General features: G+C 38.6%; 21 protein-coding genes. 8 read left to right on the top strand and 13 right to left on the bottom strand.

Features of this window, described 5'->3' with window-relative positions; translation table 11 throughout:
• Positions 1–9 precede the first annotated feature (9 nt).
• Genes ABJD71_RS03680 through ABJD71_RS03670 form a run of 3 tightly spaced genes read left to right on the top strand, consistent with a single transcriptional unit; the run spans position 10 to position 5,605 of the window.
• Positions 10–618, top strand: a complete 609-nt coding sequence (locus tag ABJD71_RS03680) for a PilZ domain-containing protein (protein ID WP_348164717.1) — start codon at positions 10–12, stop codon at positions 616–618.
• Positions 618–4,112 (top strand): transcription-repair coupling factor, encoded by a 3,495-nt coding sequence (gene mfd / locus ABJD71_RS03675; protein ID WP_348164714.1) that lies wholly within the window; start codon positions 618–620, stop codon positions 4,110–4,112. Before ABJD71_RS03680 ends, mfd begins: the two co-directional genes overlap by 1 nt.
• Entirely contained in the window at positions 4,112–5,605 is a 1,494-nt protein-coding gene (locus tag ABJD71_RS03670; protein ID WP_348164711.1) for a CsiV family protein, read from the top strand. Before mfd ends, ABJD71_RS03670 begins: the two co-directional genes overlap by 1 nt.
• 389 nt (positions 5,606–5,994) lie before the next feature.
• Here ABJD71_RS03670 and ABJD71_RS03665 read toward each other — a convergent pair whose 3' ends face one another.
• The 7 genes from ABJD71_RS03665 to ABJD71_RS03635 form a co-directional block, all read right to left on the bottom strand.
• Positions 5,995–8,622, bottom strand: coding sequence for a TonB-dependent receptor (locus ABJD71_RS03665; protein WP_348164708.1), 2,628 nt, complete (start codon positions 8,620–8,622; stop codon positions 5,995–5,997).
• A 668-nt stretch (positions 8,623–9,290) separates the two neighbouring features.
• Entirely contained in the window at positions 9,291–10,448 is a 1,158-nt protein-coding gene (locus ABJD71_RS03660) for a histidinol-phosphate transaminase (protein WP_348164705.1), read from the bottom strand.
• Between the two features lie 31 nt (positions 10,449–10,479).
• A complete protein-coding gene (locus ABJD71_RS03655) occupies positions 10,480–11,298 on the bottom strand; it encodes a sulfite exporter TauE/SafE family protein (RefSeq protein ID WP_348164702.1) in 819 nt (272 codons plus the stop codon).
• 368 nt (positions 11,299–11,666) lie between these two features.
• Positions 11,667–13,100 carry an SLC13 family permease gene (locus tag ABJD71_RS03650; RefSeq protein ID WP_348164699.1) on the bottom strand — a complete coding sequence of 478 codons (1,434 nt, stop codon included), beginning with the start codon at positions 13,098–13,100 and terminating at the stop codon, positions 11,667–11,669.
• Between the two features lie 131 nt (positions 13,101–13,231).
• Positions 13,232–13,726 (bottom strand): RidA family protein, encoded by a 495-nt coding sequence (locus ABJD71_RS03645; RefSeq protein WP_348164696.1) that lies wholly within the window; start codon positions 13,724–13,726, stop codon positions 13,232–13,234.
• 14 nt (positions 13,727–13,740) lie between these two features.
• Entirely contained in the window at positions 13,741–14,355 is a 615-nt protein-coding gene (locus ABJD71_RS03640; protein ID WP_348164693.1) for a c-type cytochrome, read from the bottom strand.
• Positions 14,345–15,934: an FAD-dependent oxidoreductase gene (locus tag ABJD71_RS03635; protein ID WP_348164691.1), complete on the bottom strand. Its 1,590-nt coding sequence runs from the start codon at positions 15,932–15,934 to the stop codon at positions 14,345–14,347. The genes ABJD71_RS03640 and ABJD71_RS03635 overlap by 11 nt, the downstream gene beginning before the upstream one ends.
• Positions 15,935–16,286: 352 nt before the next feature.
• On the opposite strand from ABJD71_RS03635, the gene ABJD71_RS03630 reads away from it, so the two are divergent.
• Positions 16,287–17,306 carry a LysR family transcriptional regulator gene (locus ABJD71_RS03630; RefSeq protein ID WP_348164688.1) on the top strand — a complete coding sequence of 340 codons (1,020 nt, stop codon included), beginning with the start codon at positions 16,287–16,289 and terminating at the stop codon, positions 17,304–17,306.
• A 72-nt stretch (positions 17,307–17,378) separates the two neighbouring features.
• Here ABJD71_RS03630 and ABJD71_RS03625 read toward each other — a convergent pair whose 3' ends face one another.
• A complete protein-coding gene (locus tag ABJD71_RS03625; RefSeq protein ID WP_348164685.1) occupies positions 17,379–17,729 on the bottom strand; it encodes a DUF1805 domain-containing protein in 351 nt (116 codons plus the stop codon).
• Between the two features lie 209 nt (positions 17,730–17,938).
• A complete protein-coding gene (nagZ, locus tag ABJD71_RS03620; RefSeq protein WP_348164682.1) occupies positions 17,939–18,976 on the bottom strand; it encodes a beta-N-acetylhexosaminidase in 1,038 nt (345 codons plus the stop codon).
• Positions 18,977–19,170: 194 nt separating this feature from the next.
• Between nagZ and nadK the strand changes: the two genes are divergently transcribed.
• The 3 genes from nadK to bamE all read left to right on the top strand — a co-directional run bounded on the left by nadK (position 19,171) and on the right by bamE (position 22,288).
• Positions 19,171–20,046 (top strand): NAD(+) kinase, encoded by an 876-nt coding sequence (nadK, locus tag ABJD71_RS03615; RefSeq protein ID WP_348164679.1) that lies wholly within the window; start codon positions 19,171–19,173, stop codon positions 20,044–20,046.
• 95 nt (positions 20,047–20,141) lie between these two features.
• Positions 20,142–21,815: a DNA repair protein RecN gene (gene recN, locus ABJD71_RS03610; protein WP_348164676.1), complete on the top strand. Its 1,674-nt coding sequence runs from the start codon at positions 20,142–20,144 to the stop codon at positions 21,813–21,815.
• A gap of 116 nt (positions 21,816–21,931) precedes the next feature.
• Positions 21,932–22,288: an outer membrane protein assembly factor BamE gene (gene bamE, locus ABJD71_RS03605; RefSeq protein ID WP_348164673.1), complete on the top strand. Its 357-nt coding sequence runs from the start codon at positions 21,932–21,934 to the stop codon at positions 22,286–22,288.
• Between the two features lie 156 nt (positions 22,289–22,444).
• Here bamE and rlmM read toward each other — a convergent pair whose 3' ends face one another.
• The 4 genes from rlmM to ABJD71_RS03585 all read right to left on the bottom strand — a co-directional run bounded on the left by rlmM (position 22,445) and on the right by ABJD71_RS03585 (position 25,541).
• The gene (gene rlmM / locus ABJD71_RS03600) at positions 22,445–23,518 is read right to left on the bottom strand and encodes a 23S rRNA (cytidine(2498)-2'-O)-methyltransferase RlmM (protein WP_348164670.1); all 1,074 of its coding nucleotides are present in this window, start codon (positions 23,516–23,518) and stop codon (positions 22,445–22,447) included.
• 3 nt (positions 23,519–23,521) lie between these two features.
• Complete coding sequence (locus tag ABJD71_RS03595) at positions 23,522–23,893, bottom strand: DUF423 domain-containing protein (protein WP_348164667.1); 372 nt, start codon at positions 23,891–23,893, stop codon at positions 23,522–23,524.
• Positions 23,894–24,031: 138 nt separating this feature from the next.
• The gene (locus ABJD71_RS03590) at positions 24,032–24,652 is read right to left on the bottom strand and encodes an alpha/beta family hydrolase (RefSeq protein ID WP_348164664.1); all 621 of its coding nucleotides are present in this window, start codon (positions 24,650–24,652) and stop codon (positions 24,032–24,034) included.
• Positions 24,633–25,541, bottom strand: coding sequence for a transcriptional regulator GcvA (locus tag ABJD71_RS03585; RefSeq protein WP_348164661.1), 909 nt, complete (start codon positions 25,539–25,541; stop codon positions 24,633–24,635). Before ABJD71_RS03585 ends, ABJD71_RS03590 begins: the two co-directional genes overlap by 20 nt.
• 220 nt (positions 25,542–25,761) lie before the next feature.
• Between ABJD71_RS03585 and ABJD71_RS03580 the strand changes: the two genes are divergently transcribed.
• A complete protein-coding gene (locus ABJD71_RS03580) occupies positions 25,762–26,052 on the top strand; it encodes a hypothetical protein (RefSeq protein WP_348164658.1) in 291 nt (96 codons plus the stop codon).
• Positions 26,053–26,076 lie beyond the last annotated feature (24 nt).

Raw genomic sequence — 26,076 nt, 5'->3', positions numbered from 1 at the left:
GGAGATCCTATGCAGCACCTCACACTTGAACAAAAGTATGAACAGTTTGAAGAGTTTTTCATGATAAAACATATTGTTCCGGTCAATATGCGTTTGTTAGATGAGTCATATTCTCTTCCAGATGTTGAGGACTTACACGAACACATGCCCTTTGAATTTCAGGTTGCTAATGAATTATCAGAAATCGACAGTAAAGCCCTCAGGCCCTTGTTAAGTTTAGGAGAGCATGCGTCACAACTCGCTGAATTTTTAAATCACCAATCAAAAAAAATTGATTTAATGATGTCACTTATTTTGCAACAGCATTCAGACCAAGCAAACAGTCATCAATCTATACAGTTTGGTGGTGGTGGCTTAGTGGTTGCAAGTGATACAGAGTGGGAAATCGGCGCTGCTGTAGAAGTAAAATTATTTTTAAGAGAAGAAGCCGCTGCTATTTTCTGTTTTGCTGAAGTTATTGCTTGTAAGCATGAAGATGATACGTACCATATATCGCTAATTTTTTCCCGTATACGAGATGAAGACCAAGACTTATTGGTAAGAGCCAGCTTACATTTACAAGCTGCAAATCTCCGTAAACGTAAATCTCAGAAAATGAACCAAAACGAAAACACTTAATGACTGACAGCATTTTTTCACCACCGTTACCCAATAACACCCAAAAATCTAACAATGACATCCGCCACTGGGGCAACCTGCAAGGTAGTAGTACTGCTTTGGCTATTGCCTCGGCAGCTGAAAATGCAAACGGTCCATTGTTATTAATAACGGCTGATACGCCAAGTGCAATCAAACTTGAGAAAGAACTCGATTACTTTTTACAAAACCAAACAGTTAATGTGCAATTGTTTCCAGATTGGGAAACCCTACCCTACGATAACTTTTCTCCTCATCAAGATATTGTTTCGCAGCGTTTAGAAGCGTTATATCAGCTTACTCAAAATGAGCGCAGCATTTTTATTGTGCCGCTAAATACCTTAATTATGCGTATGGCTCCAGTCGATTACATTGGTAAATATCTACTGATATTAAAAATCAATCAAACCTTGGATATTAGTGAATTTCGTTCAGGTTTAGAGCGCGCTGGTTATTTGCATGTTAATCAGGTAATGAGCCACAGTGAATTTTCGATTCGTGGCAGTATTATTGACCTATTCCCAATGGGGAGTTCTCACCCTTATCGTATCGATTTGTTTGATGACGAAGTAGACAGTATTAGACACTTTGATCCTGAGACACAACGCTCTGGTGATAAAGTAGACGAAATTAAATTATTACCCGCTAGAGAGTTTCCCACAGATAAAGACGCCACCTTATTGTTTAGGCAACAATACCTAACAAAATTTGACGCAAACAACAGCAAAGAGTCTATTTATTACCAAGTAGGCAAAGGTTTAATGCCTGGTGGAATTGAATATTACTTACCTTTGTTTTTTGAAAAGACCTCATGCTTATTTGATTACTTAAACGCAGATACCACCATTTTAATGCATGGTGATTTACAACTAGCACACGACGCCTATTGGAAAGACGTAAACAATAGATACGAGCAGCTGCGTTATAACCTAGTACGCCCTCTGCTTAAACCAGCAGACATATTTATGCGTGCTGAAGAATTGTTTGCTGCGTTAAAAGGTTGGCCAAGGGTTCAGATAACCAACGAATCACTTAGTAAGAAAGCAGGCCATTATAATTTCAATACTCAAACCGTTGGTGATATTGCACTCAAGCCACAAAACAAAATACCGTGGACTTCATTAAAGCAACAAGTGTCTGAATGGCAGAAACTAAAGGTTAAAGTATTATTTAGTGCCGAATCAGCAGGCCGCCGTGAAGGCCTGTTAGAAATTCTCACAAAAGCAGAAATTAAACCTAAGACCTTTGCGCAACTAGATGAGTTTTTGTATAGCGATGAACCTGTGGGCATCACAGTGGGCGCAGCAGAATTTAGTTTTTTTACAGATGATAAAGACTTTGCAGTCGCTTTTATTACTGAAACCGAGCTCCTAGGTCATAAAATTAGTCACCGTCGTAAACGGGATACCCGTCAAGGCACCGACGAAGGCGCGATTATACGCAACTTGGCCGAACTGCAATTGGGCCAGCCTGTGGTGCACCTCGACCATGGTGTAGGCCGCTATTTAGGTTTACAAACCTTAGATGCCGGCGGCATTACGACAGAATATTTGACCATTGAATACGCTAAACAGTCTAAGTTATATGTACCTGTAGCTTCTTTGCAGTTGATAAGTCGCTACAGTGGCGGTGACATAGAACACGCGCCACTGCATCACTTAGGTACAGACACTTGGTCAAAAGCCAAAACCAAAGCCGCTGAAAAAGTACGAGATGTAGCCGCTCAGCTACTGGATGTGTATGCACAACGGGCGGCAAAACCCGGTTACGCATTTAAAATAGCATGGGATGAATACCAAGGGTTCTCTGATAGTTTCCCCTTTGAAGAAACGCTAGATCAACAAAAAGCCATCAATGCGGTCATTCAAGACATGGGCTCAGCCAATGCCATGGATAGACTAGTTTGCGGTGATGTAGGCTTTGGTAAAACAGAAGTCGCCATGCGCGCAGCCTTTATCGCTGCCAATCAGGGTAAACAAGTGGCTATTTTGGTACCCACTACCCTGTTAGCCCATCAGCATTTTGAAAACTTTAAAGAACGTTTTGTAAACTTCCCCTTTAACATTGAGGTGTTATCTAGATTTGTCAGTGCTAAAGATTCTAAACGTGTGGTATCAGCCATTGGCGAAGGCAATGTAGATATCATTGTAGGTACCCACACCTTGTTACAAGAGCGCTTAAAGTTTAATGATTTAGGTTTAGTGATCATCGACGAAGAACATCGCTTTGGAGTACGCCAAAAAGAGAAATTTAAAGCGCTACGTTCAGACGTAGATATTCTAACGTTAACCGCAACGCCAATACCGCGAACCTTAAATATGGCCTTAAGTGGCATGCGTGATTTGTCAATTATTGCGACACCACCTGCAAAGCGTTTACCCATAAAAACGTTTGTACAACAACGTAGTAAAGATTTAATTCGTGAAGCCATCATGCGTGAAATTCTGCGGGGCGGACAAGTTTACTTCTTACATAATGAAGTAGACACAATAGAGCGAACGGCAGAAGAAATAGCAGAAATTGTCCCAGAAGCTCGAGTTGTGATTGGTCATGGACAGATGCGTGAGCGAGAGCTTGAAAAAGTCATGTCAGACTTTAACCACCAACGTTTTAATGTCTTGTTATGTACCACCATAATTGAAACTGGTATTGATGTGCCTTCTGCCAACACGATAGTGATGGATAGAGCAGACCACTTAGGTTTGGCTCAACTGCATCAACTTAGAGGCCGCGTGGGTCGTTCACACCACCAAGCTTACGCCTATTTGATGACCCCACACCCAAGACGACTCACTAAAGACGCCAAAAAACGTCTCGAGGCAATTTCATCTTTAGAAGAATTAGGCGCTGGTTTTGCACTCGCCACTCATGACTTAGAAATACGAGGAGCCGGAGAACTGCTAGGTGACGGACAGTCTGGGCAAATTTCAAGTATTGGCTTTACGTTATATATGGATATGTTAGAACAAGCCGTTGAAGCCTTAAAACAAGGTAAAGAGCCTTCTCTTGACTCAGCTTTAGCAGAGCAAACTGACATTGACTTGCGATTACCTGCGCTGTTTCCTGATGACTATGTACCTGATGTTAATATGCGCTTATCTTTATACAAAAAACTGGCAGGTTGCCAAGATGAAAGAGCTATTAACGAATTTCAAATTGAGTTAATAGACAGGTTTGGACTATTGCCTCAAAGTGCTAAAAACTTGCTTGATGTCGCCATGCTGAAACTAATAGCCAAAAAAATTGGTGTCGCTAAAATGGAAGGCACCAATAAAGGTGGCTTTGTTGAGTTTTCGCAACAGACGCAGATTGACCCTGGCTTTATTATCAAACTGATTCAATCTCAACCCAGGATATATAAGTTAGATGGTCCACAAAAGTTAAAATTTAACGTGCCTACTGAATCAGCCAAAGATAGACTTAAACTATTCACTGATATGTTAAATGAATTTAGCCAACAATTAAGAGCTGCTTAATGACTCAAAAATTAACCACTTTGTTATCTTCCACTACAAGCTTGTTGACACCAAAAGCACTAAAACTCACTTTAGTCAGTTTAGGCGTTTTGAATGCGACACAGCACCTACAAGCCGCAGAGCAAGAGTGGTGGTTTGATATAGAGGTTATTGTTTTTGAACGGGCACTAGAGCCTAATGCTGTTTCTGAAAAATTTAAGCAATCAAGCTTAGCCCCAAAAATAGGTAACACCTTAGACTTACTCAGCCCATACTTAACCCCCGACACTTCTTATTTATTGTCAGGACTACCATATTGTCGAGCATCAAAACTCGACGAAGTGACTACCACAGAGCAGCAAAAGTTTAGTATTCCAAATATGCAGTGGGTTAATTACATAGGCTCAGCTATCGATAACCTAGTCTTACCTGAAACCGAACTGGATACAGACCTAACTACTCTGGGTGATGAAGGAGTGTCAATATCAGCAGCACCACCCTCATTTATTGGCAGCCAAAACGCAAACGTTATTGATTTAACTGCTAATAAGGAAGATGAGCTTGAGGTATATGTAAGTCAACTCACAGATATGGATTACGTAGAGTGGCAGATACCTGAACAACTTCCTTGCGCCTATTCTGAACAAATTGACCCGATGTTAGTTTTAACTCCTAAAAAGGATGCGGGTGACCCGACTGATTTAATCGCTAACGTACCAGTAAAAATAGACGGCATAGAATGGCAAACAAAAATGCCCGCTTCTTTATTGCCCATAGATAGCTTCAGAATGGATGAGTTATATCAAAGTATTAAATACCAAAGAGGTTTAACCCCACTTTTACATTTAGCATGGCGCCAAGAAGTCACCTACGGACGTGAAAACTCTCAAGCCATTCGATTATTCGCGGGCAAAAACTATGGTAATGCTTATACAATCAACGGTGAATTATTACCACAAGATACAGATATACTATTTGATGCCCTATCCCCCTCTGAAGATAATTATATTCCAGAGGCTGAGAAACTAGTCGTCTTAACCCCAGACCCAGAAGAAAATAACCTAGATGAAGACTCTTCAGAGGAGTTCTTTAGAGCAATTGAGAGTGCTTTAGATGATAGTACACCACTTAATTTGTCAGAACTTCTAAATGAGACTCCGGATACGATCAAGGATGAAGAATTACCAATAGACAAAGCAGGCGATATCTGGCAATTAGACGGTGAAGTCGCAGTATATTTACGAAACATTGGACGGGTACCCTATTTACACATAGACAGTGACCTAGACTATAGACACCCAGTAACTAAGCCACAGGAGTCTGTGGAAGACTCAGAAACCACTTTAATCTCGGGAAATTATGACCAAGCTAACTTTTTAGAAAGTGTTAAATTTGACCAGTTAAGAAGAGTAATCAGCAAACAGGTACACTATTTTGATCATCCTTTGTTTGGGATGGTAGTCACGATTAATCGTTACAAGTGGCCAGAAATAGAAGAAACCACGGAAGACTAACTATTAATTTACGTTTGCGTTTACCCATCAAAACATAGCGATATAAATAGTTAATTTATAACTCTATTTAGTTGGTGACGCATGCTCTATCTAAGTTTAATACTGACAAGTATCTCACCTATAACCAATTCAATGGTTGCAAGCATTTCTATATCATTAGCGGCCTTATGATTTTATTTATTGAGCTAATAAGCAGTTTCAATACTCGTTGAACTACCGTTTCGATGCTATCGAGAGCCTAAGCCTTCTTTAGCAGCAAAATTGAACATTACATCATAGATATGATTACCCTTAACGAAATCCCCATTATATTAAAATAAAGTTACAGCCAATAAAAAAGCCGTCATAAATGACGGCTTTTAAATATTTACTATTTTAACTAATTAATATTAGAAAGAATAATTTAAACGGGCGTAGTAGTAACCACCTTGCCAATCAACTGTGTCACCAGACCAGTAAACACGACCACAACATGCATCACCACTGTCACCTTCATCAGGGTAAGTATCGAACAAGTTACGAGCACCAGCTGCTAAGGTTAAAGAATCATTTAATGCATAGCTTAATTCTACATCAAACAACACACTTGGGTCATATTCTTGAATATTGGTTGCAGCAGAATCGATTGCGTTTTCATACGCACCATATAAGTTCGCACGTACTAATACAGTTAATGCATCAAAATCATGCTTAGCAGAAATAACACCTTTAAACTCTGGAGCGTTATTTTCTAAGTCGTGCTGACTTTCAGTATTCAAAAATTCTGAAGCATCTGAATCAATTTCAGTTTTATTGTAGTTAACAGAAGCAGTTAATACAGTGTTATCCATAGTATAAGTTGCAACAATATCTACACCAGACGTTACAGTATCAAATGCGTTTTGGAAGTAGTTAACACCACCAATAGACTCTGCACCTTCAACACCTGCAGAAAGTAATGCTAGGTAGTTATCATAAGCATCACCTGATGTTTCATCAGTAGAAACATCTAGAGTAGATACAGCATAGAAACGGTCATCAACTGCAATACGGTAGAAATCAATAGTTGTTGTCAAAGCATCAAAGGTACCAGACATACCGAATGAGAAGTTAACTGAAGTTTCTGGCTTAAGTGCTTCTGCACCCAACGCTTGACCCACAGCACTTAGTGCTGGGAACAAACCCGTTGCTACAGGGAAACCATTTGGTAAACGTGTAGAAACGTTAGTTGTACCTTGTTGACCAGGAGTAGGTGCTCTGAAACCAGTACCAAATGAACCACGTAAGTTAATATCATCTGTAATAGATAACTTAGCAGCCACTTTACCTACTAACTCAGAACCAAAATCTGAATAATCTTCGTAACGTAAAGCAGTTTGTAGGAAGAAAGCGTCAGTAATGTCTGTACTTGCATCTACATATATACCTAACGAATCACGCTCGTATGTACCAGAGTATTCAGGTGAATATCCAGGGAAACCATTTGAACCAACACCTACAACTGTAAATACAGCATCATCAGGGTTAGAACAGTCAAGTGTTGAACCTGTAGCAATAACAGCTAAACCAGCCGCTGTTTCTGTGCCGTTATCACAAAATCCATACGGGTCAGATGATGCAAAATCACCAGCAGAATAAGAAGCTTCATCACCGCCTACCAACTCATATGTTTCTTCCATATAAGAAGCACCAAATGCAAATAACACTTCATTAGCCATACCCAAATCAACAAAATGCGTAAAGTCAGCAGTAAGTTGCAGCTCTTCGTTTATCAAGTCACCAGGACGGAATGAAGTTGGCGAGTCAGGCCCCATTGATGGGTTGATAGTATTTTTTAAGGTGTATTCAATTTTGTTTGAACCAAAACGACCACTAAAGTCATACGTCATTTCGTTCGCAAATTCACCTTCGATACCGGCTACAATCGAAACATCAGTAATATCACCGAAGAAACGAGGGGTAAAACCACCTGGGAATTTTTCTAAAGGAGAGTATAGAGAACCATCTTCTAAACGAAGATCTTCAATAGTACCGTTACCTGGGTAGCGATAGAAGAATCCACCATCACCTTCACTGGCTGAGTAGTTACCAAAAGCATAAAGTCTAGTAGAGTCGTTAATTTCAAAACCAGAGTTGATGAATAAACGAGTTGCCGACGTGTTAGGTTGACCCCAAGGCTGTACAACATCACCAAAACCAATACTTGCATCTTCTAAACCAGCAATAAACGCAGCTTCATCATATCCAGCTAATGTTGTATCAAATGAGCTTCCAGATAAGAAGTCTTCACTATTTACATCAACACACGCCCAAGATTCACAGTACTGTTCAGAACGAGACACAGCGCTTTGATCAGAAATCTCACCAGATACACTGACGAAACCACTATCGCCTAACGCAAAACCAAGGTTACCAGTTACAGTAAATTGTTCGCCGTCACCTTCATAATATTGACCCATGTCAACTGAAAGAGAACCGCCTTCACTGTTATCTTTCAATTGAAAGTTAATAACACCCGCGATTGCATCTGAACCATACTGTGCAGCAGCACCGTCACGTAATACTTCAACACCTTTTAAAGCAGAAGCAGGGATAGTAGCGATATCAGGACCTTGTGTACCTGAACCACCTATTTGTACTAAGGCAGCTTTATGACGACGTTTAGAGTTAACTAACACCAAGGTTTTATCGGTAGGCATACCACGTAATGTAGCAGGACGGATAAATGAAGCACCATCAGAAATTGGTTGGCGCGATAACGAATATGAAGGCACTAACGTTTTTAATATGTCGTTGGTATCAGTAAACGGAACAGCAACTAAGTCTTCTTCACTGAAAACATCTACAGGTACAGGAGAATCTGCTACCGATCTAGGTGCTCCACGAGAACCTGTAATAACAATTTGTTCTGTGTTTGCATCATCAGCCTGCTCTTCTTGAGCTAAAATAGTGGGTGACGTTAATAGCAAACCAGTGCTGGCTGCGATTACCGGTAAGTTACGTCGAATAGAACGACTTAGTGTGTGTAGCTTAAGCATGTATTACCTCTTATTGTTACATTTTTATTATGTGCTTGAAAACTTTGGGAACTATCTATTTACTGAATCAGCACTCTGTTACTTATTCTTGTGTACTAATTCTGTGCAATGCACTTGATAAATAAACTTTTGGTTATTAATTACCATTCCTCTAAAAATAAAAAGCAACTCAGATGCCAACCGGAACCGGTTTTACTGTTCATGGGGACAACATTTTTCTTATATCCCATCAAACCCTTTAAAACAAAGGCCCATAGCATTTCCTATCCATTCAAAATAACTTCAATTATTTTAGAAGCGGTTAAACAAAAATATCTGCCGTGAGCAAAAGCTCATTTAAATGAGCCAAAAAAGACGAAATGCACCTATATGTGGCAACATAAAATTATCTCAACGAATGAGTTGACTTACAAACCGCCATGAAGCGCAATGAACTGATGTGGAAACTATTAATCGAAAAGAATGTGGCTAATATTAAAGCATGTGGTAAACGCTAAATAATATTTTGTGAGTGAAGGTTCCTCCATAAGATCATTTAGAGTGCATAAGTTCAGAAACTTGGGAATAATTAAAGAATCAAAAGAGGAATGACTGAAAAGTTTGCAGTGACGAAATGAGTTACTAGTAACTTAATACTCAAGTTACTAGTAACCAATGAAGCAAAATGATTAAGCTTTAGCTAATGTTTTTTCTAAGGCCATAGGAAAAGCGTCTACATATTTTTGTACATCAGGTATCAAACCTGTACTCACACGAGACCAGTTATTATAATCACGGTAAATACCACGAATTAATACATTCTGTTTCGCCATTTCTTGTCGGAAAACTTCAGCATTACCTTTGCCTAAATCAACAAACACAAAATTTGTTTCTGAAGGCAGAGCTATTAAGCCATTATCTTTCACAGCAGACAAAATCATTTCTCTACCTTCAACTATTTTAGACTTTGAAAAAGATAGAAAAGCGTCATCGTTATAACTTGCAATAGCAGCCGCAAGACCGGCTTGGTTCATTGAATAACCACCTAAGCTATAGCGATTTATTTCAGCTGTATTTTCTTCCGATGCAATCATGTAACCAACACGCATCCCAGCTAACCCATAAAGCTTAGAAAACGTTCTAGCTACAACAACATTATGGCCTTCGTTAACTAATGACATCATTGAATTTTTTTCTGGCATGTTAGTGACTTCGTTATACGCTTCGTCAACTAACACTAACGCTTTTTTAGATGCCTTTATACAAAACTCTCGTAACTTAACAGGGTCTAATAAACGACCCGTCGGGTTGTTAGGGTTTGTAATTTGTACCATTGCTACGTCTGGCGTAATTGCAGCATACATCGCATCTAAATCAATGGCTAAATCTTTAGTTTTAGGTGTACGCTTTATTTTTCCAGCCCCAATTTTTTGAGGCATTTTAGCAGTTGTATCCCAAAATAAGTCTGGGCCTAATATCTTGCCTTTAGTTGAAGCGAGAACGGCAGTATAAGACAATACACCACTGGAGCCTGCACTTAATGACACCTGTGAAGTACTAACTGAGTTTTTCTCAGCTATCATACTAACTAATACTTTATAGGGATCAGCGGCGTAGTATGCACCTTTAGAACTTGCTTCCATAATAGCTTTCATTGCTGCTGGGCTAGGGCCAAAAGGGTTTTCATTTGCATTCAATTTTGCAATACCCGCTTTAGGACCATAAGCTACAGCTGGATTTTTATGATGAGCAGCAACAGCTGCTCCTGTAATAATACCACTTGCAGCAACAGCAGAAGCTGCAACCGTGCCTTGTAGAAATAAACGTCTACTTAATTTATCAGTCATAAGTTTTAACCTTAGTTTTTATATTTTAGTTTTAAAAAGCTTTGTAGAACATACAAATTGACACAACTATTAGGTACACACCGAAGAGTTTCTTCAAAAGTACTTCATCTAAACTATGCGCCCATTTAGCACCAATTGGCGCTGTTATAATTGAACCAACACTGATTGCAACAAGAGCGGGTATATTTATATAACCAAACGTGCCGAAAGGTAAATTTGGAACATCATGCCCCATAAACATAAACCCAATAGCACCGGGCAATCCAATAATAAAACCAACACCAGCAGCTGTTGCTACAGCTTGATGAACAGGCCTATTACAAATAACCATGGTCATAACTGTAATTGTTCCACCGCCAATCCCTAACAAGGCAGAAAATCCACCCAAGAAAGTAGCTAATGCCGCTTTACCAATACCTTTAGGCATATCTAAAGAGTCAGTTTTCCCTGCAAAAAGGTTGGGAAACAAGAAATAAATAGAGTAGAAAAACACACCCGTTGCAAAAACTAGTATCAAGACAGTTGAGCTAGTTTGAGAGGCAATATAAAGCCCAATTAACACACCTAAAACCAACCAAACGGCCCAATCTTTCAATACCATAAAGTCAACTGCGCCTTTACGGTGATGAGCTTGAACAGAACGGGTACTCGATATAATAATAGAAGCTAAAGATGTACCAACAGCAACTTGCATCAATTCAGCCGAAGACTCAGTAAAAAACGGAAATACAGCCAATAAAGCTGGAACTACAACAAACCCACCACCATTGCCAAATAACCCTGAGGTTATACCCGCAACTGCACCAGCTACACATAAGGTAGCAACAAACAACAACAACTCCAGTTCCATAACACCACTTTTCAAAAAATTTAATTAAATTGAGCTAAGCTCCAATGAATATACAGAGCAAAAATACTGCACAAACACAACAAAGCACAAACAGTGCCAAGTCATACAAACCCAGTTATATAGAGAGATAGAGGTACACGATCAAATCTAACGCACCATTTTAGAACCTGATGAACCAATACAGCGCAAACCATCAAGGTTCACATTTTACTAACATAAAAACACAAAAAAAAAACACAACAATAGTTATTAAAAGGCAAGTCTATTAACTCAAAAATACAGCAAGTCGTCGCTTCTAAAAATGACAAAAGTGACAGTGTTTATTTCGCTATCCCTCCCTTAAAACTCTTATTTTTTTAATGCACGATTTAAATCGTAAAATAACTGACGCCAGTAATAATAAAGGCCAAAAATACATTTAACATAAAGCCCTCCCGAGCCATAGTTTGAATACTGAATTTGTTCATTCCGTATACAATTGCATTTGGTGCAGTGGCAACTGGTAACATAAATGCACAGCTTGCGCTTATCGCTGCAGGCATCATCATCAAGGCTGGATCAATACCCGCTGCCATTCCTGTTGCAGCTAAAATAGGCATTAACAAGGTAGCCGTTGCTGTATTAGAGGTAATTTCAGTTAAAAAAGTGACAAATAAACAAATAGATAAAATAAGTAAAGGAACAGGTAAAGATGATAGTCCGGTCAATAGTTGCCCTAGCAATTCGCTCAAACCAGACGCTGAAAATGCTTTGGCTATACAAATGCCGCCGGCGAATAACAATAACATACCCCAAGGAATATCAGATGCGGTCTCCCAATCGAGTAACTTGTCAGATTTTGGTTTATTAACCACCTCTCCAAATTGTTCTTTTTCAATTTTGTCTACTTGACTATTTGGTGCATCACTTTTGTTGCCATTAGGTACTAAAAACATAACAAGCACTCCAACCAATGCAACAGTACTATCGCCAACTGAGGGCATATTTAACCAAACGGTCCAATAGGGTCTAAACATCCAGGCAATCGCAATACCTAAAAAAATAATTAGTACGCGCTTTTCAGCAGGTAACCAGTTGCCAGATTTTGGTAATATAAATTCTTGATGGTCATCCAATTTTCGAGTTAACCACCAAGCAATTACAGGAATCCCAATGACAACGATGGGCACCCCTGTTTTCATCCACTCCAAAAAGTTAATTTCTTTACCTTGAGATTCTAAAAATACACTCATAAAAATGATATTAGGTGGTGTGCCCACTGGAGTACCTACCCCACCTAAACTTGCAGCGTAGGCAATGCCTAATAACATGGCTATCGTTAAACGCGGATCTTTCACATGTTTTAAAACAGCTAAAGTTATAGGTAATAACATGAGAGTGGTTGCTGAATTTGAAATCCACATACTTAAAACAGCAGCGGTAAGCATAAAGCCTAAAACCAACCGCTTGGCACTTTTTCCACCAGTAATATTGACTAAATAAAAAGCTAAGCGACAATGAACATTTGATTTCTCTAATGCTTTAGAAAGCATAAATGCTCCCATCAATAATAAGATGATATGACTTCCTAATGCTGATGCGGCTTCTTTGTAATCAATAACACCCGCCATAGGAAACCCAAAAAAGGGAATTAAAGATGTAGCTGGAATAGGAATTGCTTCTGTCACCCATAACATAGCTGTACATAAGGTGATCGCCGCGGTGGCTGAAATTACTGAATTGTGTCCCCAGAATATCAACAAAAAGTACAAGGAAAAGGACGATACGACTGACGTTAAAATGTATTTATTATTGCTTTGCATGTTATTCACTGTACACAATTGGTGTGTGAATAATCTCTCATATTTTCAGCCTGTGAGGAATAAAAAAGACTGCAAAATTAAACGTTTAGAAAAAAAAGCCACTAACTCGGAGAAATTAGTGGCTAACAATACTAATTAGGACGAGCAATCACTGCCTCAATTTCAATTAGCATATTCGGGCCTCCGGCTAGTCCTGCAATTTGAAATGCAGAACGAGCTGGTTTATTAGGTTGTTCTTCTGTACCAAAAAATTTAGTGTAGGCTTTCATAAAACCTGCAAAATCCATTTTACCGTCCATTGTTGGGTCGCCAACTAAGAACACTTGCATTTTTATAATGTCACCAAAATCAACACCAAGTTCTTTAAAAGATGTTTCCATACGCTTAAATACATTCAATGCTTGGGTCTCGGTATCACCATAATATTCACGACTTCCACGTTTTGCTTCTGGGTTTACAGGCCCAGGTACGGTGCCACTGTGGAATATTAGAGTTGTTTCAGGAGATACCTCAACAGCGCGAGAAATAGGGAAAGTACTATTATTAGGTAATGCATGGCGGGTAACATCAGCCAACGCACTTGTCGCTAACATACTAGTTGCCGCCAATAATAAATATTTTTTCATAAACTTAATTCCTACTATTTTAATTGATGAATGAATGCCGCCACGTTCGCAGCATCTTTTTCTGAAGTAATCACACCGCTTACCGCTCGCATCTGTTGACCGTAAGAGTCTGATGAATGGGTGCCGCGCATGCCTAATCTAAATTGATTGAGCTGATTAAATATATACCAATCATTTAATCCGCTCAAATTAGGCGCACCGAGCAATTTGTTACCCGCAGCTTTAGGGCCATGACATGCAGAACAGGTTTGATAAAGCACTTCACCCGCTTTTATATCAGCGTCAATAGTCGCCAAAGGTTTAGGTGAATCTGTAGCCGTTACCCATGCAACTATGTCTTTGATTTCCTTATCACTTAGATTCCTAGCCATTAGCATCATTTCTCCGCCAGTTATATTATCGGGGTGATCACCTCGAATTCTGCCTTTAAAATTCAGTAACTGGCGCTCTAAATACCAATCAGATAATCCAGATAGCCTTGGGGCTTGGATGTTTTCATTGCCCTTTAATTGTGCGCCATGACAAACAGTACAATATTCTAAGCCAACAGGAGTCGGCACTTCTTCTGCACCGAGATGAAATGCAAAAAAACCAGACACAAGTAATAATAAACATCGTTTAGCTAACATAATTGGACTCTCCAATATTAAAGTTGGCTGCTAACATTTTATTTAGTTGCTGCAAGGCTTGTTCACTTGAAGCTAATGCACCTTCTTGCCAACCTGTGTGGTGGCTAATCTGATCACCAATCATAAAGTGACGGCCTTCAGGTTTTTGAAGCATATGATAATATTTTTCAAAATTCTCATGGGACATACGCAAACCGCAACCCATTTGGTGATTCATTCTAGACCAAGGAATAGTTATTCCATTCTCAATATACTGACTAAACCCAGGATGTATTTTCTCTCCTGACACAGCACCTGATTTAAGGCGCTCTTCTTGGGAAAGAGCCTCAAACATCTTGGTAGATTTTTCATCCCAAGTATAGGCACCCAACAAAATACCTTTCTGAGCATGTATGTCATGGGATGGGTACCAAATTTGACCAATGGCATCTTTTGAATAACTAATGCCACCATAAATACCGTCATTTTCCCAAAAACGTTCTTTCATTTGATAAGCAATCTTAAACAAATGACCTCGTTTAATAGCATTTAAACCAGACTGATATGTGTCTGAGAAATTATTTTCAATACCAGCCATAAAATGGGCTGGAATATTATTAAAGCAGTAGTCTGCCTTAACTGTATGGAATTGACCTCCATGCTCATAGGTCACTTCTACGCCGTTGTCTCGATTAAAGATTTTCTTAACTTGTGCATTTAGTACAGGTTGTTTCTTTAAGTTTCTTAAAAATGCTTTAATGACATTATCCATGCCCCCAGTAGGCTCCATTAAAGGCTCAGCCCAATCATAGGTCTCAGACCCCAACAGCCCGCCATACCAAAAACTACTGTCTAACATAGCTTTCAACTCAATTGGTGCGTGTGGTGATGGATGGTCAAGCATGCGGTCTTTAGTAGAGCCCCCTCGGTCGCTCCCAATGTACTTACCATTTTCAGTTAAATCACCATAGGTCTTCGAGAACCTCTTTAACTTAGCCACATCTTCTTTACTTAATAATTGATCGAACTGATTAGAATCAGCAGACTTCCATAATAACTCTGACATCAGGCCACGAACGTCTGTATGGTATTCGACTATACGTTTAGGCTTACCCCCTAGAGACTTATCATCCTGAAAATAAGCCATTTTGCTACTGTTGGCTTTAATTTGTAGCGGTACATGCAGAGTTTTACAATAATGCAAAAGACGTCTATGGTGGCCAGGAATTCGGGCAGGACCACAGTTGAAATACAGATTTTCTTGCTTGTCGAATTGACAAATCTGAGGGTTACCCATTTCGTCAATCTTATCACCATTACGAACAGTAAGATTACGACCACCAGGTCTGAATGAGGCCTCTAAAATGGTACAGTCGTATCCAGCTCTTTCTAATTCAAGTGCCGTTGACAAACCTGCAAGCCCTGCACCTAATATAAGTGCAGTAGGTTTTTGGCCCTTAGCAGCAGGTTTAACCTTTACAGGACCTGTGTATGGCTCATCGGGCATTAGGCCTAAAGCTAATGATGTTTTGAGTAACGCCGAAGAGCCGCCAGCAGCCCCAACCATAGTAAGAAATTGTCTTCTAGTAATATTCAACATAAAGTGATTTGATAAATACCTTGTTATTTTAAAAGCAATACAACAACTAAATCTTCATGTCATAATACAAATAGTATGAATATGGCAGAAGTCACATAAATATTGTTCAGGTACATAATAAATATATATCTAGTCTGCAACCCTCGCTAGGCATTGGCTGACATAAATTTTTACAATTCAAATAACTGATAGTAAAGCGCAGAATAATTACGATTATTTATTTATAATAGTGGGAATTAGATATATTTGTGAAATTTAAACATGCTCAATAAGTTCTATCATTGATGAAGAAAATGATAATAAAGGCGTAACTATAATAATGATTAAGGCAGTAGAAATAGGATGAAAGCCTATGAATTCTAAGCAACTACAATATTTTTTAGTCACTGCTGAGCAAGGTAGTATTACAGCTGCTGCCCGGCATTTGGATGTAGCCCAACCGGCTATAAGCTTACAGTTAGCTAATTTAGAGCACGAGCTCAAGTCTAAATTATTTGCTCGGGACTTCAGAGGAGTGGAGTTAACTGACGCTGGAAAAAAATTCGAAAAACATGCGCAGCTCATAATGGGGCAAATGCAAGCCGCAAAATCAGATTTGGCAGGTGATCAGTCTGAATACAAAGGTAAAGTGATATTAGGACTTAGCCAGTCTAATTGTAATGTGCTGTCTATTCCTTTGTTGAAAGAGCTTGAGCATAGGTTTGCAAATATTGAACTGGTTTATCGGATAGGGCCTAGTTTTGAAGTAGAAAAATGGTTAGCTGAAGGTAGTATCGACCTAGCGCTATGCTTTACCCCTATGAATATCAACACTAGCTCTAAAGCACTCCCAATAATTGATGAAGATTTATTTCTTTATATTTCAAAACAACCACAAAATCCTTCTTATAGTGAATTAGCGTTATATTCTAACTTGCCATTTAGTGACTTACAGCATTACGAAATTTTTGTTCCAGAACAGAAAGATGCACTAACCCAGCTGCTTCAGTTAGAAGCCCAGAAACATGGTATAAAACTCAAATCTAAAAGAGGGTTTGGGCAATTGATGACAACACTTCATTACGTTACACAAGGTGTAGGGCTTTTAATATGTCCGTCTTCGGCCACTTTTCATTTAGAACAAAGTGGTCAAGTTCGCCCTATAAGGATGATAGAACCTAACTTAAGCCGCATGGTATATCTGCAAATGGCAGAACAAAAACAAAACAATAATATTGTAAAAGCAATTTTTGAGTTAGTGCGAGAAGTATCAGCAGACACGCACGCAAAACAACACTGGCGAGGCAAGCTAATTGATGAGAAATATCAACGAACCGATGCGGTAAATGTTGAAGGTTTATACAACCAACATCATCAAAATTACAGCATTTAAACTGTACAAAGTGAATACAAAAAAAGGGATTACCTAAGTGGATATCCCTTTATTGACTTAATAAGGTTTTACTTATCGTAAAATCTCTAATGCCTCTGACCCCAACATTCCTTTTTTTACCCCTAAGGCTTTAGCTGCACTAGACAAAGCAACAATTGGTCGAGATAGCATGTCACTGTGAGTTTTTACTCCTGACACAATTGCACAAGCTTCACCTGTTTTTTCACAGGTGGCGACGTCGACATAAGCACATGCTAACAGCCCCTTCTCACCTTGAACGGTTAATAAAGGTAACTTTAAATCTATTTTTTGTTTTTCTAGCTCTCCCCAATCAAATGATGCAGCTTGTAAATTTGTGGATAACAAGGCCACTAAGCTAAAGGCTAAATAAGATGTTCTTTTTAAAGTTGAATTTTTTAACATGTAAATTTCTCTCAAATTAATTCACCGAACTGCGGCAACACATTGGCCAAGCAGCAATAATGCCAAAGGTTATATAAAGTTAACTTCATAAGCCAAAGATTAGAAAATTGCGGATAAACAACATTTTTTACCTATAGCCGTTGCTGCTTAATCTATTTATGCCCTGTATAAGAGCATAAATGACAAATGAATGTAGCAAGCCTTAGCCATTACAATGACTCTTTGGCCTCGGTTATAGAGTGCAGGATGTAGGCAATATCCAGATATTGTTGTGATTTTTGTAACGTTTTAAAATCAACCGAGCTAGATGATTTTAATCCTTTAACTCTTTTACTACTCAAATCATTCATAACAACATTTGTAGGTAAACCATCAATAACTTTTATCGCACCACTAGGGTCATTACACACCAAAACCATGTCACAACCTGCAGTTATAGCTAACTTAGCCCTATCAACAATGCCTCCCATTTGCACCGCACCTTGCATGGACAAGTCGTCTGAAAACACGACGCCCCTAAACCCTAAATCGTTACGTAGTATTTGTTGGATCCATTTACGAGAAAAGCCAGCCGGTAAATCATCTACATCAGGGTAAATAACATGAGCTGGCATAACAGCATCTAGTAATCCTTGTTTATTTATTTCTGAAAAGATTGCCATATCTAATTCAAATATTTGTTGTTTACTGCGACGATCAATAGGTATAGCCACATGAGAGTCTTCTAAGACGTTACCATGCCCTGGAAAATGTTTACCAGTCGCTCTCATGCCAGCCTCTCGCATACCACGAATAAACTCGCTGGCTAACCTTACTATTTGTTGTGGTGATTGATGAAAGCCTCTATCCCCTATTACTTCCGAGATTCCGTTAATATCTAAAACAGGAGCAAAACTGATATCAATGTTAAACGCTAATAACTCGACTGCCATCAACCAACCTAGCTGCCGAGTGAATGAGTCGGTATCAATCTGATGCCTTTTTGAGAGCTGAAGTATATCTCCCATAGCAGGTATTTTACTAAACCCATGCTTAAACCTCTGTACCCTGCCCCCTTCATGATCTGTGGCAAGTAAAATATCGTTGCGGCTCACTTCTTTTATATGCCGTATCAAATCTTTTAACTGTGTTTGGTCATGGTAATTGCGGGTAAATAATATTAAGCCTCCAATTAATGGATGGTCGAGAATATCTATTTCTTCTGGTGTCAGTTCATACCCCGACACATCAATCATTAATGGTCCCATAAAGCCTGATACTTCTCTCGTTTGATAATAAAATATGGCGCTACTATAGAGATTGATAAATCTAACAGTCAATCAGTAAAACTAATTTTTTAGGTTCTATATGTAATTTATTTGTTATCAATAAAACTAAAAGATATGACTTTCAAACACCCACTTGGTTATACTCAAGAAAAATATAGTTAATGACATTTTAAATGAAGTTTAAAACCGTTGGTTTAATAGGTAAGCAAGCACATCAAGGTGCTAAAATCAGTTTAAGTGCATTACTCGTTTATTTGAATGAGCGAGGGTGCAACATTTTAGTAGAAACCAATACAGCCAGCAATTTAGACGGCCAAGATGTAGAAGTATGTAGCATTGAAGACATTGGTCGGCAAGCAGACTTAGCCATAGTGGTGGGTGGTGACGGCAATATGTTGGGTGCAGCACGCGTTCTTGCTGAATATAATGTTGGGGTTGTAGGTATCAACAGAGGTAACTTAGGTTTTTTAACAGACATCAATCCCGATGATATAGAACCCCAATTAGACAGTATATTTGACGACGAATGTAAGGTTGAACAGCGCTTTTTGTTGGAAGTCGCCGTTTATAGAGATGGAGAATTACAGAGTAAAGACTCTGCCGTAAATGAAGTGGTATTGCACCATGGAAAAGTGGCGCACATGATGGAGTTTGAGGTCTATTTAGACGAGCAGTTTGTCTTTAGTCAACGCTCCGATGGTTTGATCGTGGCAACACCTACAGGCTCAACTGCCTATTCTTTATCCGGTGGCGGTGCAATATTAACTCCTAAATTAGACGCCTTAAGTTTAGTGCCCATGTTCCCACATACATTGAGTAGTCGCCCCATAGTGGTTGATGCTAATAGCACTGTGACATTAAAAGTGTCCCCAGAAAACACCGATAATCTGCAAGTTAGCTGTGATAGCCACATAGTACTGACAGTATTGCCCGGCGATGAAATTAAAATATCTAAAAACCCTGCAAAATTAACTTTGATACATCCAAAAGGTTATAACTATTTCAATGTACTACGCACAAAATTAAGTTGGGGCAGCAAGCTATATTAATAAAACATAAAACCAACTAAATACTGGACACAAGCCTAACAGCTGTTTATATTTACATATACTGTATATTTAAACATGAATTGGAGCTGTGTTTCATGCTTACTCATTTATCTATTCGCAATTTTGCAGTGGTAAAAACCTTAAATGTCGATTTTATTCAAGGCATGACAGCCATAACCGGAGAAACTGGTGCGGGTAAGTCCATATCTGTTGATGCCTTGGGCTTATGTTTAGGAGAACGTGCAGATAGTGGCATGGTTAGAACTGGGGCGGCGAAAGCAGAAGTCAGTGCAACATTTTACATTAAAAATTTAAAAGCAGCGTTAAGCTGGCTAGAGCAGCACGAATTAGCAGACGCAGATGAAGTGATCATTCGTCGCGTAGTATCTTCTGAGGGACGCTCAAAAGCCTTTATTAACGGTACCCCAGTGCCATTGCAGCAATTAAGAAACCTTGGGCAGCTTTTATTGAGCATTCACGGGCAACATGCCCATCAACATATATTAAAAAGTGACAACCAAAGAGACTTACTTGATCAATATGCTGAGCATCAGCACCTAATAGAAAAAGTATCTGCCAGTTATCAAACGTTAAAAATTCAAAAACGACAGTATCAGAGTTTGCTTGAAGGACAACAACAAAGGGCTGACCGCAGCCAACTCCTGTCTTATCAAATACAAGAACTTGACGAGTTTGCATTGTTGGAAGGCGAGTTTCATGAGTTAGAAAGTGAACATAAAAAATTAAGTCACAGCCAGACATTATTAGAACAAAGCCAAATTAGTTTTCATCAGCTATACGAAGCCGATGACTTTAACGCTTTATCCGCTGTACAAGGCAGTGTAGACAGATTAACAGAGCTACAAGATCATGACCCTAGTTTAACGCCCATTGTTTCGATGCTAACGGAGGCATGTATACAAATAGATGAAGCTGCAAATGAATTAAGGGCCTACACAGAACAGTTAGAAATAGACCCAATGAGAATGCAAAATGTTGAAGCTAGATATTCTCAGGCCCTTAACTTGTCTCGTAAGCATAATGTTCAACCTGAAACTTTATTTGAGTTTCATCAAGATTTGAATACAGAATACAAAACCCTAGTTCAAGATGATTCATTACTAGAGGAGTTAAAAGAACAATTGTTGGTTGTTGAAAGTGATTATCGAAAAGCAGCCTTACGGTTAAGTACATCACGTAAAAAGTCAGCAAAAGCCTTCGCTAAAGAAGTAGAACAGCATGTTCATCAGATGAATATGGCTGATACTCAGTTTGAAATAGCAATAAATCATGACGAACATGGTACCCCGCATAATTTAGGATTAGACAGTGTGCACTTTATGGTATCTACCAATAAAGGCCAGGCGAAAGATAATCTTGAAAAAGTAGTCTCTGGTGGTGAATTATCCCGTATAGGTTTAGCTATTCAAGTAATTAGTTCGAGTAGTTGTGATATTGCTACGATGATATTTGATGAAGTAGACAGTGGAATAAGTGGTTCAACTGCCTCTGTAGTGGGCCAATTACTTAGAAAATTAGGAGAATCGACCCAAGTTATTTGTGTTACTCATTTACCTCAAGTGGCTGCCAGAGCTCATAATCAGATGTTTGTTACTAAGTTCAGCGATAAAAATACCACAGAAACTCATATGATTTCTTTACAAGAAAGTGAACGAATTGAAGAGTTGGCACGTCTACTAGCAGGAGACACACTAACCGAGTCTGCAATGGCTAATGCCAGAGAATTACTAGAAATCAGTAATTCATAGTAATTAAGGATTGATTGAGCTGTTATGGCTGGGTTAGGATGCTTCGCCAAATGTTTAGGGTTTAACCCAACGTTAGCGATTTATTGCTTTTTCAAACGCCAAGATATTGAGTAAAAATGAAGTTTAAGAATTTATCAGTTATTTTAATAACCACCATTATGTTGTCGGCCTGTGCTGATTGGATTTTTCGTATCGATATACCCCAAGGTAACTTTTTAGATGAAAAGGAAGTTAAGAAACTTAGGATTGATATGACCAAAGAGCAGGTTGAATATGTATTAGGCAAACCTGTTCTAGAAGACGCCTTTGACCATAACACTTGGTATTATATTTACAAAATGAAGCGAGGGATGAAAAATCGTGGTGAAGATTTTCGTAAGGAACTCACCATAGAATTTGAGGATAACAAAATAACTAAAGTTAGCGGTGATTTTGAATTATCTGAAGAGTTCGAAACACCCTTAGATCAATAAATAATTGTTAGTTATCCGATTAACACCAAGTTAATCGGATACATTTCAATCTAAGTGAGATATGTTAACGTATTAAACAGGCATAGGTTACTTTATCCAACTGGCTTTCATTCATTAGCTTGCTTTTTAAAATTAGAGAGCCCTTATCAACCTTTATTAGCCGTTTAATAATCTTAAGTGAACCGTTACTTCTTCTCTATTGTGATACAAATGTTTGGTTTGCATTTGGTAACGGCCTGCATTGGCATTTTTCATTACCTCTTCAATTATTGTCAACGCACCTTGCACCGACTCATAACGCCTTTTCATGGGTAACTTCAAATTGAACATAGCTTCTTTGCAACGCTGCTCTACCACCCATGTAGCCATTAATTTAGCCACGCGCTGAGGCTGCTCAATCATGTCGCACACCAGCCAATAAATATTTTTCTTTTTGGGCTGAAATTTAAAACCGTCTTCTGGACAATAAGTCACCTGCCCTGTTTCCATTAATGCTTCGTCCATAGCACCATTATCTACGGCTTGAACAAACATCCCCCGTTTAACCAGTTGATAAGTCCAACCACCTGGGCAAGCTCCCAAGTCGACAGCCTGTAACCCTCCTTGCAAACGGACATTATGTTCACCCTTTGGAATAAAGGTTTGAAAGGCCTCATCTAGCTTCAATGTGGAACGGCTAGGAGCATCAAAGGGAAATTTCAATCGCATAATGCCTAAGTGCAAAGGAGAGTTATTATGTGTAAATGAATAACCAATATAAGCTTTGTTATTTTTGGTAAAAAACACATGCAAAACTGGTTTTTTAGGATTGTCTTTATTGGTTAACTTATTCTTTTTACGCAGAGCTTGCCTTAACGGTACGCTTATCTTTCTGCAAAATTTAGATAACTCTCGACCATCAGTTGTATCTGCATACTCGACTCTTAACTCACCGCATAATGGAAAATCAACAGTCGCCTCTATTAAAGGGCTAATTCTGTCTGTTATATCCATATTTTCAATAATTTGCTGGCAAGCAAAGTGCTGCCTCGCAAATATCAATCGACTAAAATCTAACTTTTTACTTAAGAGCTCTGCGTGCTCTTGTTGATAACAATGGAACAAAACAAAGCCGCTATTACTTTTTGCTTCAACGTAGCCATACACATTTAATAGGCTTGCTTTTTCTTGAACTTCATTGGCAACATCATTTTCAAAACCACTACGGCAATATAAAACTAAACCTGCCATAATTTAATTCACTCCCTTTAAAGCAGAAGCCAACAATAACGCCCAGCCCACAATAAAAAATAAGCCCCCAAGTGGCGTAATTGGACCAAACCATTTAATTTGTGTGATAGCCAATACATATAAACTACCACTGAAGAAAATGATCCCTGCCACCATAAACCCAGCACTATAAATCATTAAAGACTGAGGCATTTGACGATATAAAATAACCAATAAAATTAGCGCTAGACTATGGTACATCTGATATTGCACACCAACCTGAAAGGTATCCAACATTTTATCTGATAATTTACCTTTAAGGCCATGGGCAGCGAACGCTCCCAAAATGACCGATAACATTCCGCTAAAGGCTGCAAAAAACAATATTAATTTCATTCATGACTCGCTAGTGAAGGAGTTTTTAAAGAGTAAAGTCAGATATAAATCATTGAAAGCTATAGTATCAAAAACCCTAACTAACTATCTAACCAAATATCTAGCGTAAATATCAAAAAGTTAAAAGATTGGTGTGCCTCATAGATTTCTATTTATGAACATTACCGACTCTTGAACCGCATTATTTATATTTTGGGCCAAGGTTACGCCCGATTTTTTTCTAGGTTTAAAACTGTGATCTCCATCAGTAAGATAAATTACTTGTACGTTACTAGACATTAAATAACCATCTATCTCGTCTTTGGTACCAAAGTTATCTCGCTCACCTTGTAAAACTAACAAAGGCTTCTGCAGGTTCTGCAGATGTTCGGTACGCAATTTTTTGGGCTTTGCAGGTGGATGAAATGGGTACCCCATACAAATACAACCTTTAGCATTCGAGTCTTCTAATAGCATACTGGCTATTCTCCCTCCCATAGACTTACCGCCAATAAAAACGGGTACGCAACTACTTAGTTCTGACAAAACACTTTTATAATGAATGATTAACTTGTCAGCCCTGTCAGGGGGTCGTCTTCTGCCCAGCTCCTCAGCTAACTGCATGTAAGCAAAATTAAAACGCACTACATTTATGTGGTGCTGGCTTATTCCTTCTGCCACAAGCGCCATAAAATCACTGCTTTGCCCAGCCCCCGCACCATGAGCAAACACAAAGGTTGCAATAGCATTATCTGCTTTATTAATAAAAGTCTTGATCAATTTGGTCTGCCGCTACTTCTTCTAAAAGCCATTCACGAAATGCAGTAATTTTACCCAACTCTGCCTGTGATTGGTGACACACTAAATAGTATGCATTTTTTACAATGAGTTTTTCGTCAAATGGGCATACTAAACGCCCGGCTTCTATTTCTTGCCTGGCCAAAACACTATGACCTAATGCGATTCCTTGCCCTAAAGCCGCAGCTTGTTGCACCATCATAGAGTGGCTGAAAATTGGCCCTTGATTTACATTTACCCCTAACACATTAAAGTGTTTAATCCACCCCTCCCAAGGCTCTCTGGATAAGTCATGTAATAATACATGTTTAGAAAGATCATCTAATTTATATAAAGGATTATCTCCTTGAAATAATAAAGGGGAGCAAACCGGCGTTAAATATTCGGTATGTAATTTATCAGCCACTAGACCGGCCCACTTTCCCCGACCAAAGTAGATAGCTACATCCACATCGTCGGTTAAGAAACCTTCATCTCCATCAACTGCTTTTATTCTAATATCTATATCTGGATTAATTTGGGTAAATTGATTAATTCTGGGCACCAACCACTGAATGGCAAAACTTGTTTGCAGCGCCACAGTAATCGCACCTTTCTCCCCTTTTGCAACTAACTTATCCGTAGCTTCATGCAATCCTCGAAAAATTTCCTTCAAATCAAGATAATAACTCTGTCCCTCTTCAGTCAAAAACAATGCACGGTTCTTACGTACAAATAGTTTCATTGATAAGAAATCTTCTAAAGCTTTGATTTGATGACTCACCGCAGCTTGAGTCACAAATAGCTCGTCAGCAGCTTTGGTAAAACTCAAGTGCCTAGCAGCAGCTTCGAAGGCTTTTAATGAATTTAATGGAGGTAAACGCCTAGGCATAAGAATCGGCACCGTGAATAATCGTTAAAACACATTTAATCATTAGTTTTTCTAATGCGCAACAATACAAATAGTCATTTTAGAATAATTAAAAAATTGTTTAGAATTTAACCCGTAGAAGAAATTAATTGTTTTAAAACAATTAACAAATTTAAAAAGCAGATTAACGAATTTAGAAAAAATAAATTTAACTTACATTATCAAACTTAAGGTTAACAAAATGAAAAACATATTTACACAAGCTATACTCAGTTCTTTACTTATCATTGCATTTTTATCAACATCAACAGCTAATGCAAAAATTAATGAAACCATTCAAGAATCTAGCCTTGAAGCGCAAATAAAGCAAAATATTACGACTATGCTTGGCTTTACGAAAGCCCCAGTCTCACAAGCAGACATTGCAAAAGAAATAAACACTGCAGCACTTGAACTTCAAACAAATGAATTAGTTAGAAGTAATAATGACCAATTACCGAAATTCAAATTTAAGGTCATCATCGCCGACTAATTCGTTTTTTGGTTTATCTGCTCG

The organism is Paraglaciecola sp. (assembly GCF_039943935.1).
In the GTDB taxonomy this organism is placed as follows: Bacteria; Pseudomonadota; Gammaproteobacteria; order Enterobacterales; family Alteromonadaceae; genus Paraglaciecola.
The sequence above is the reverse complement of the archived record's forward strand: the minus strand, read 5'-3'. Positions and strand labels throughout refer to the sequence as shown.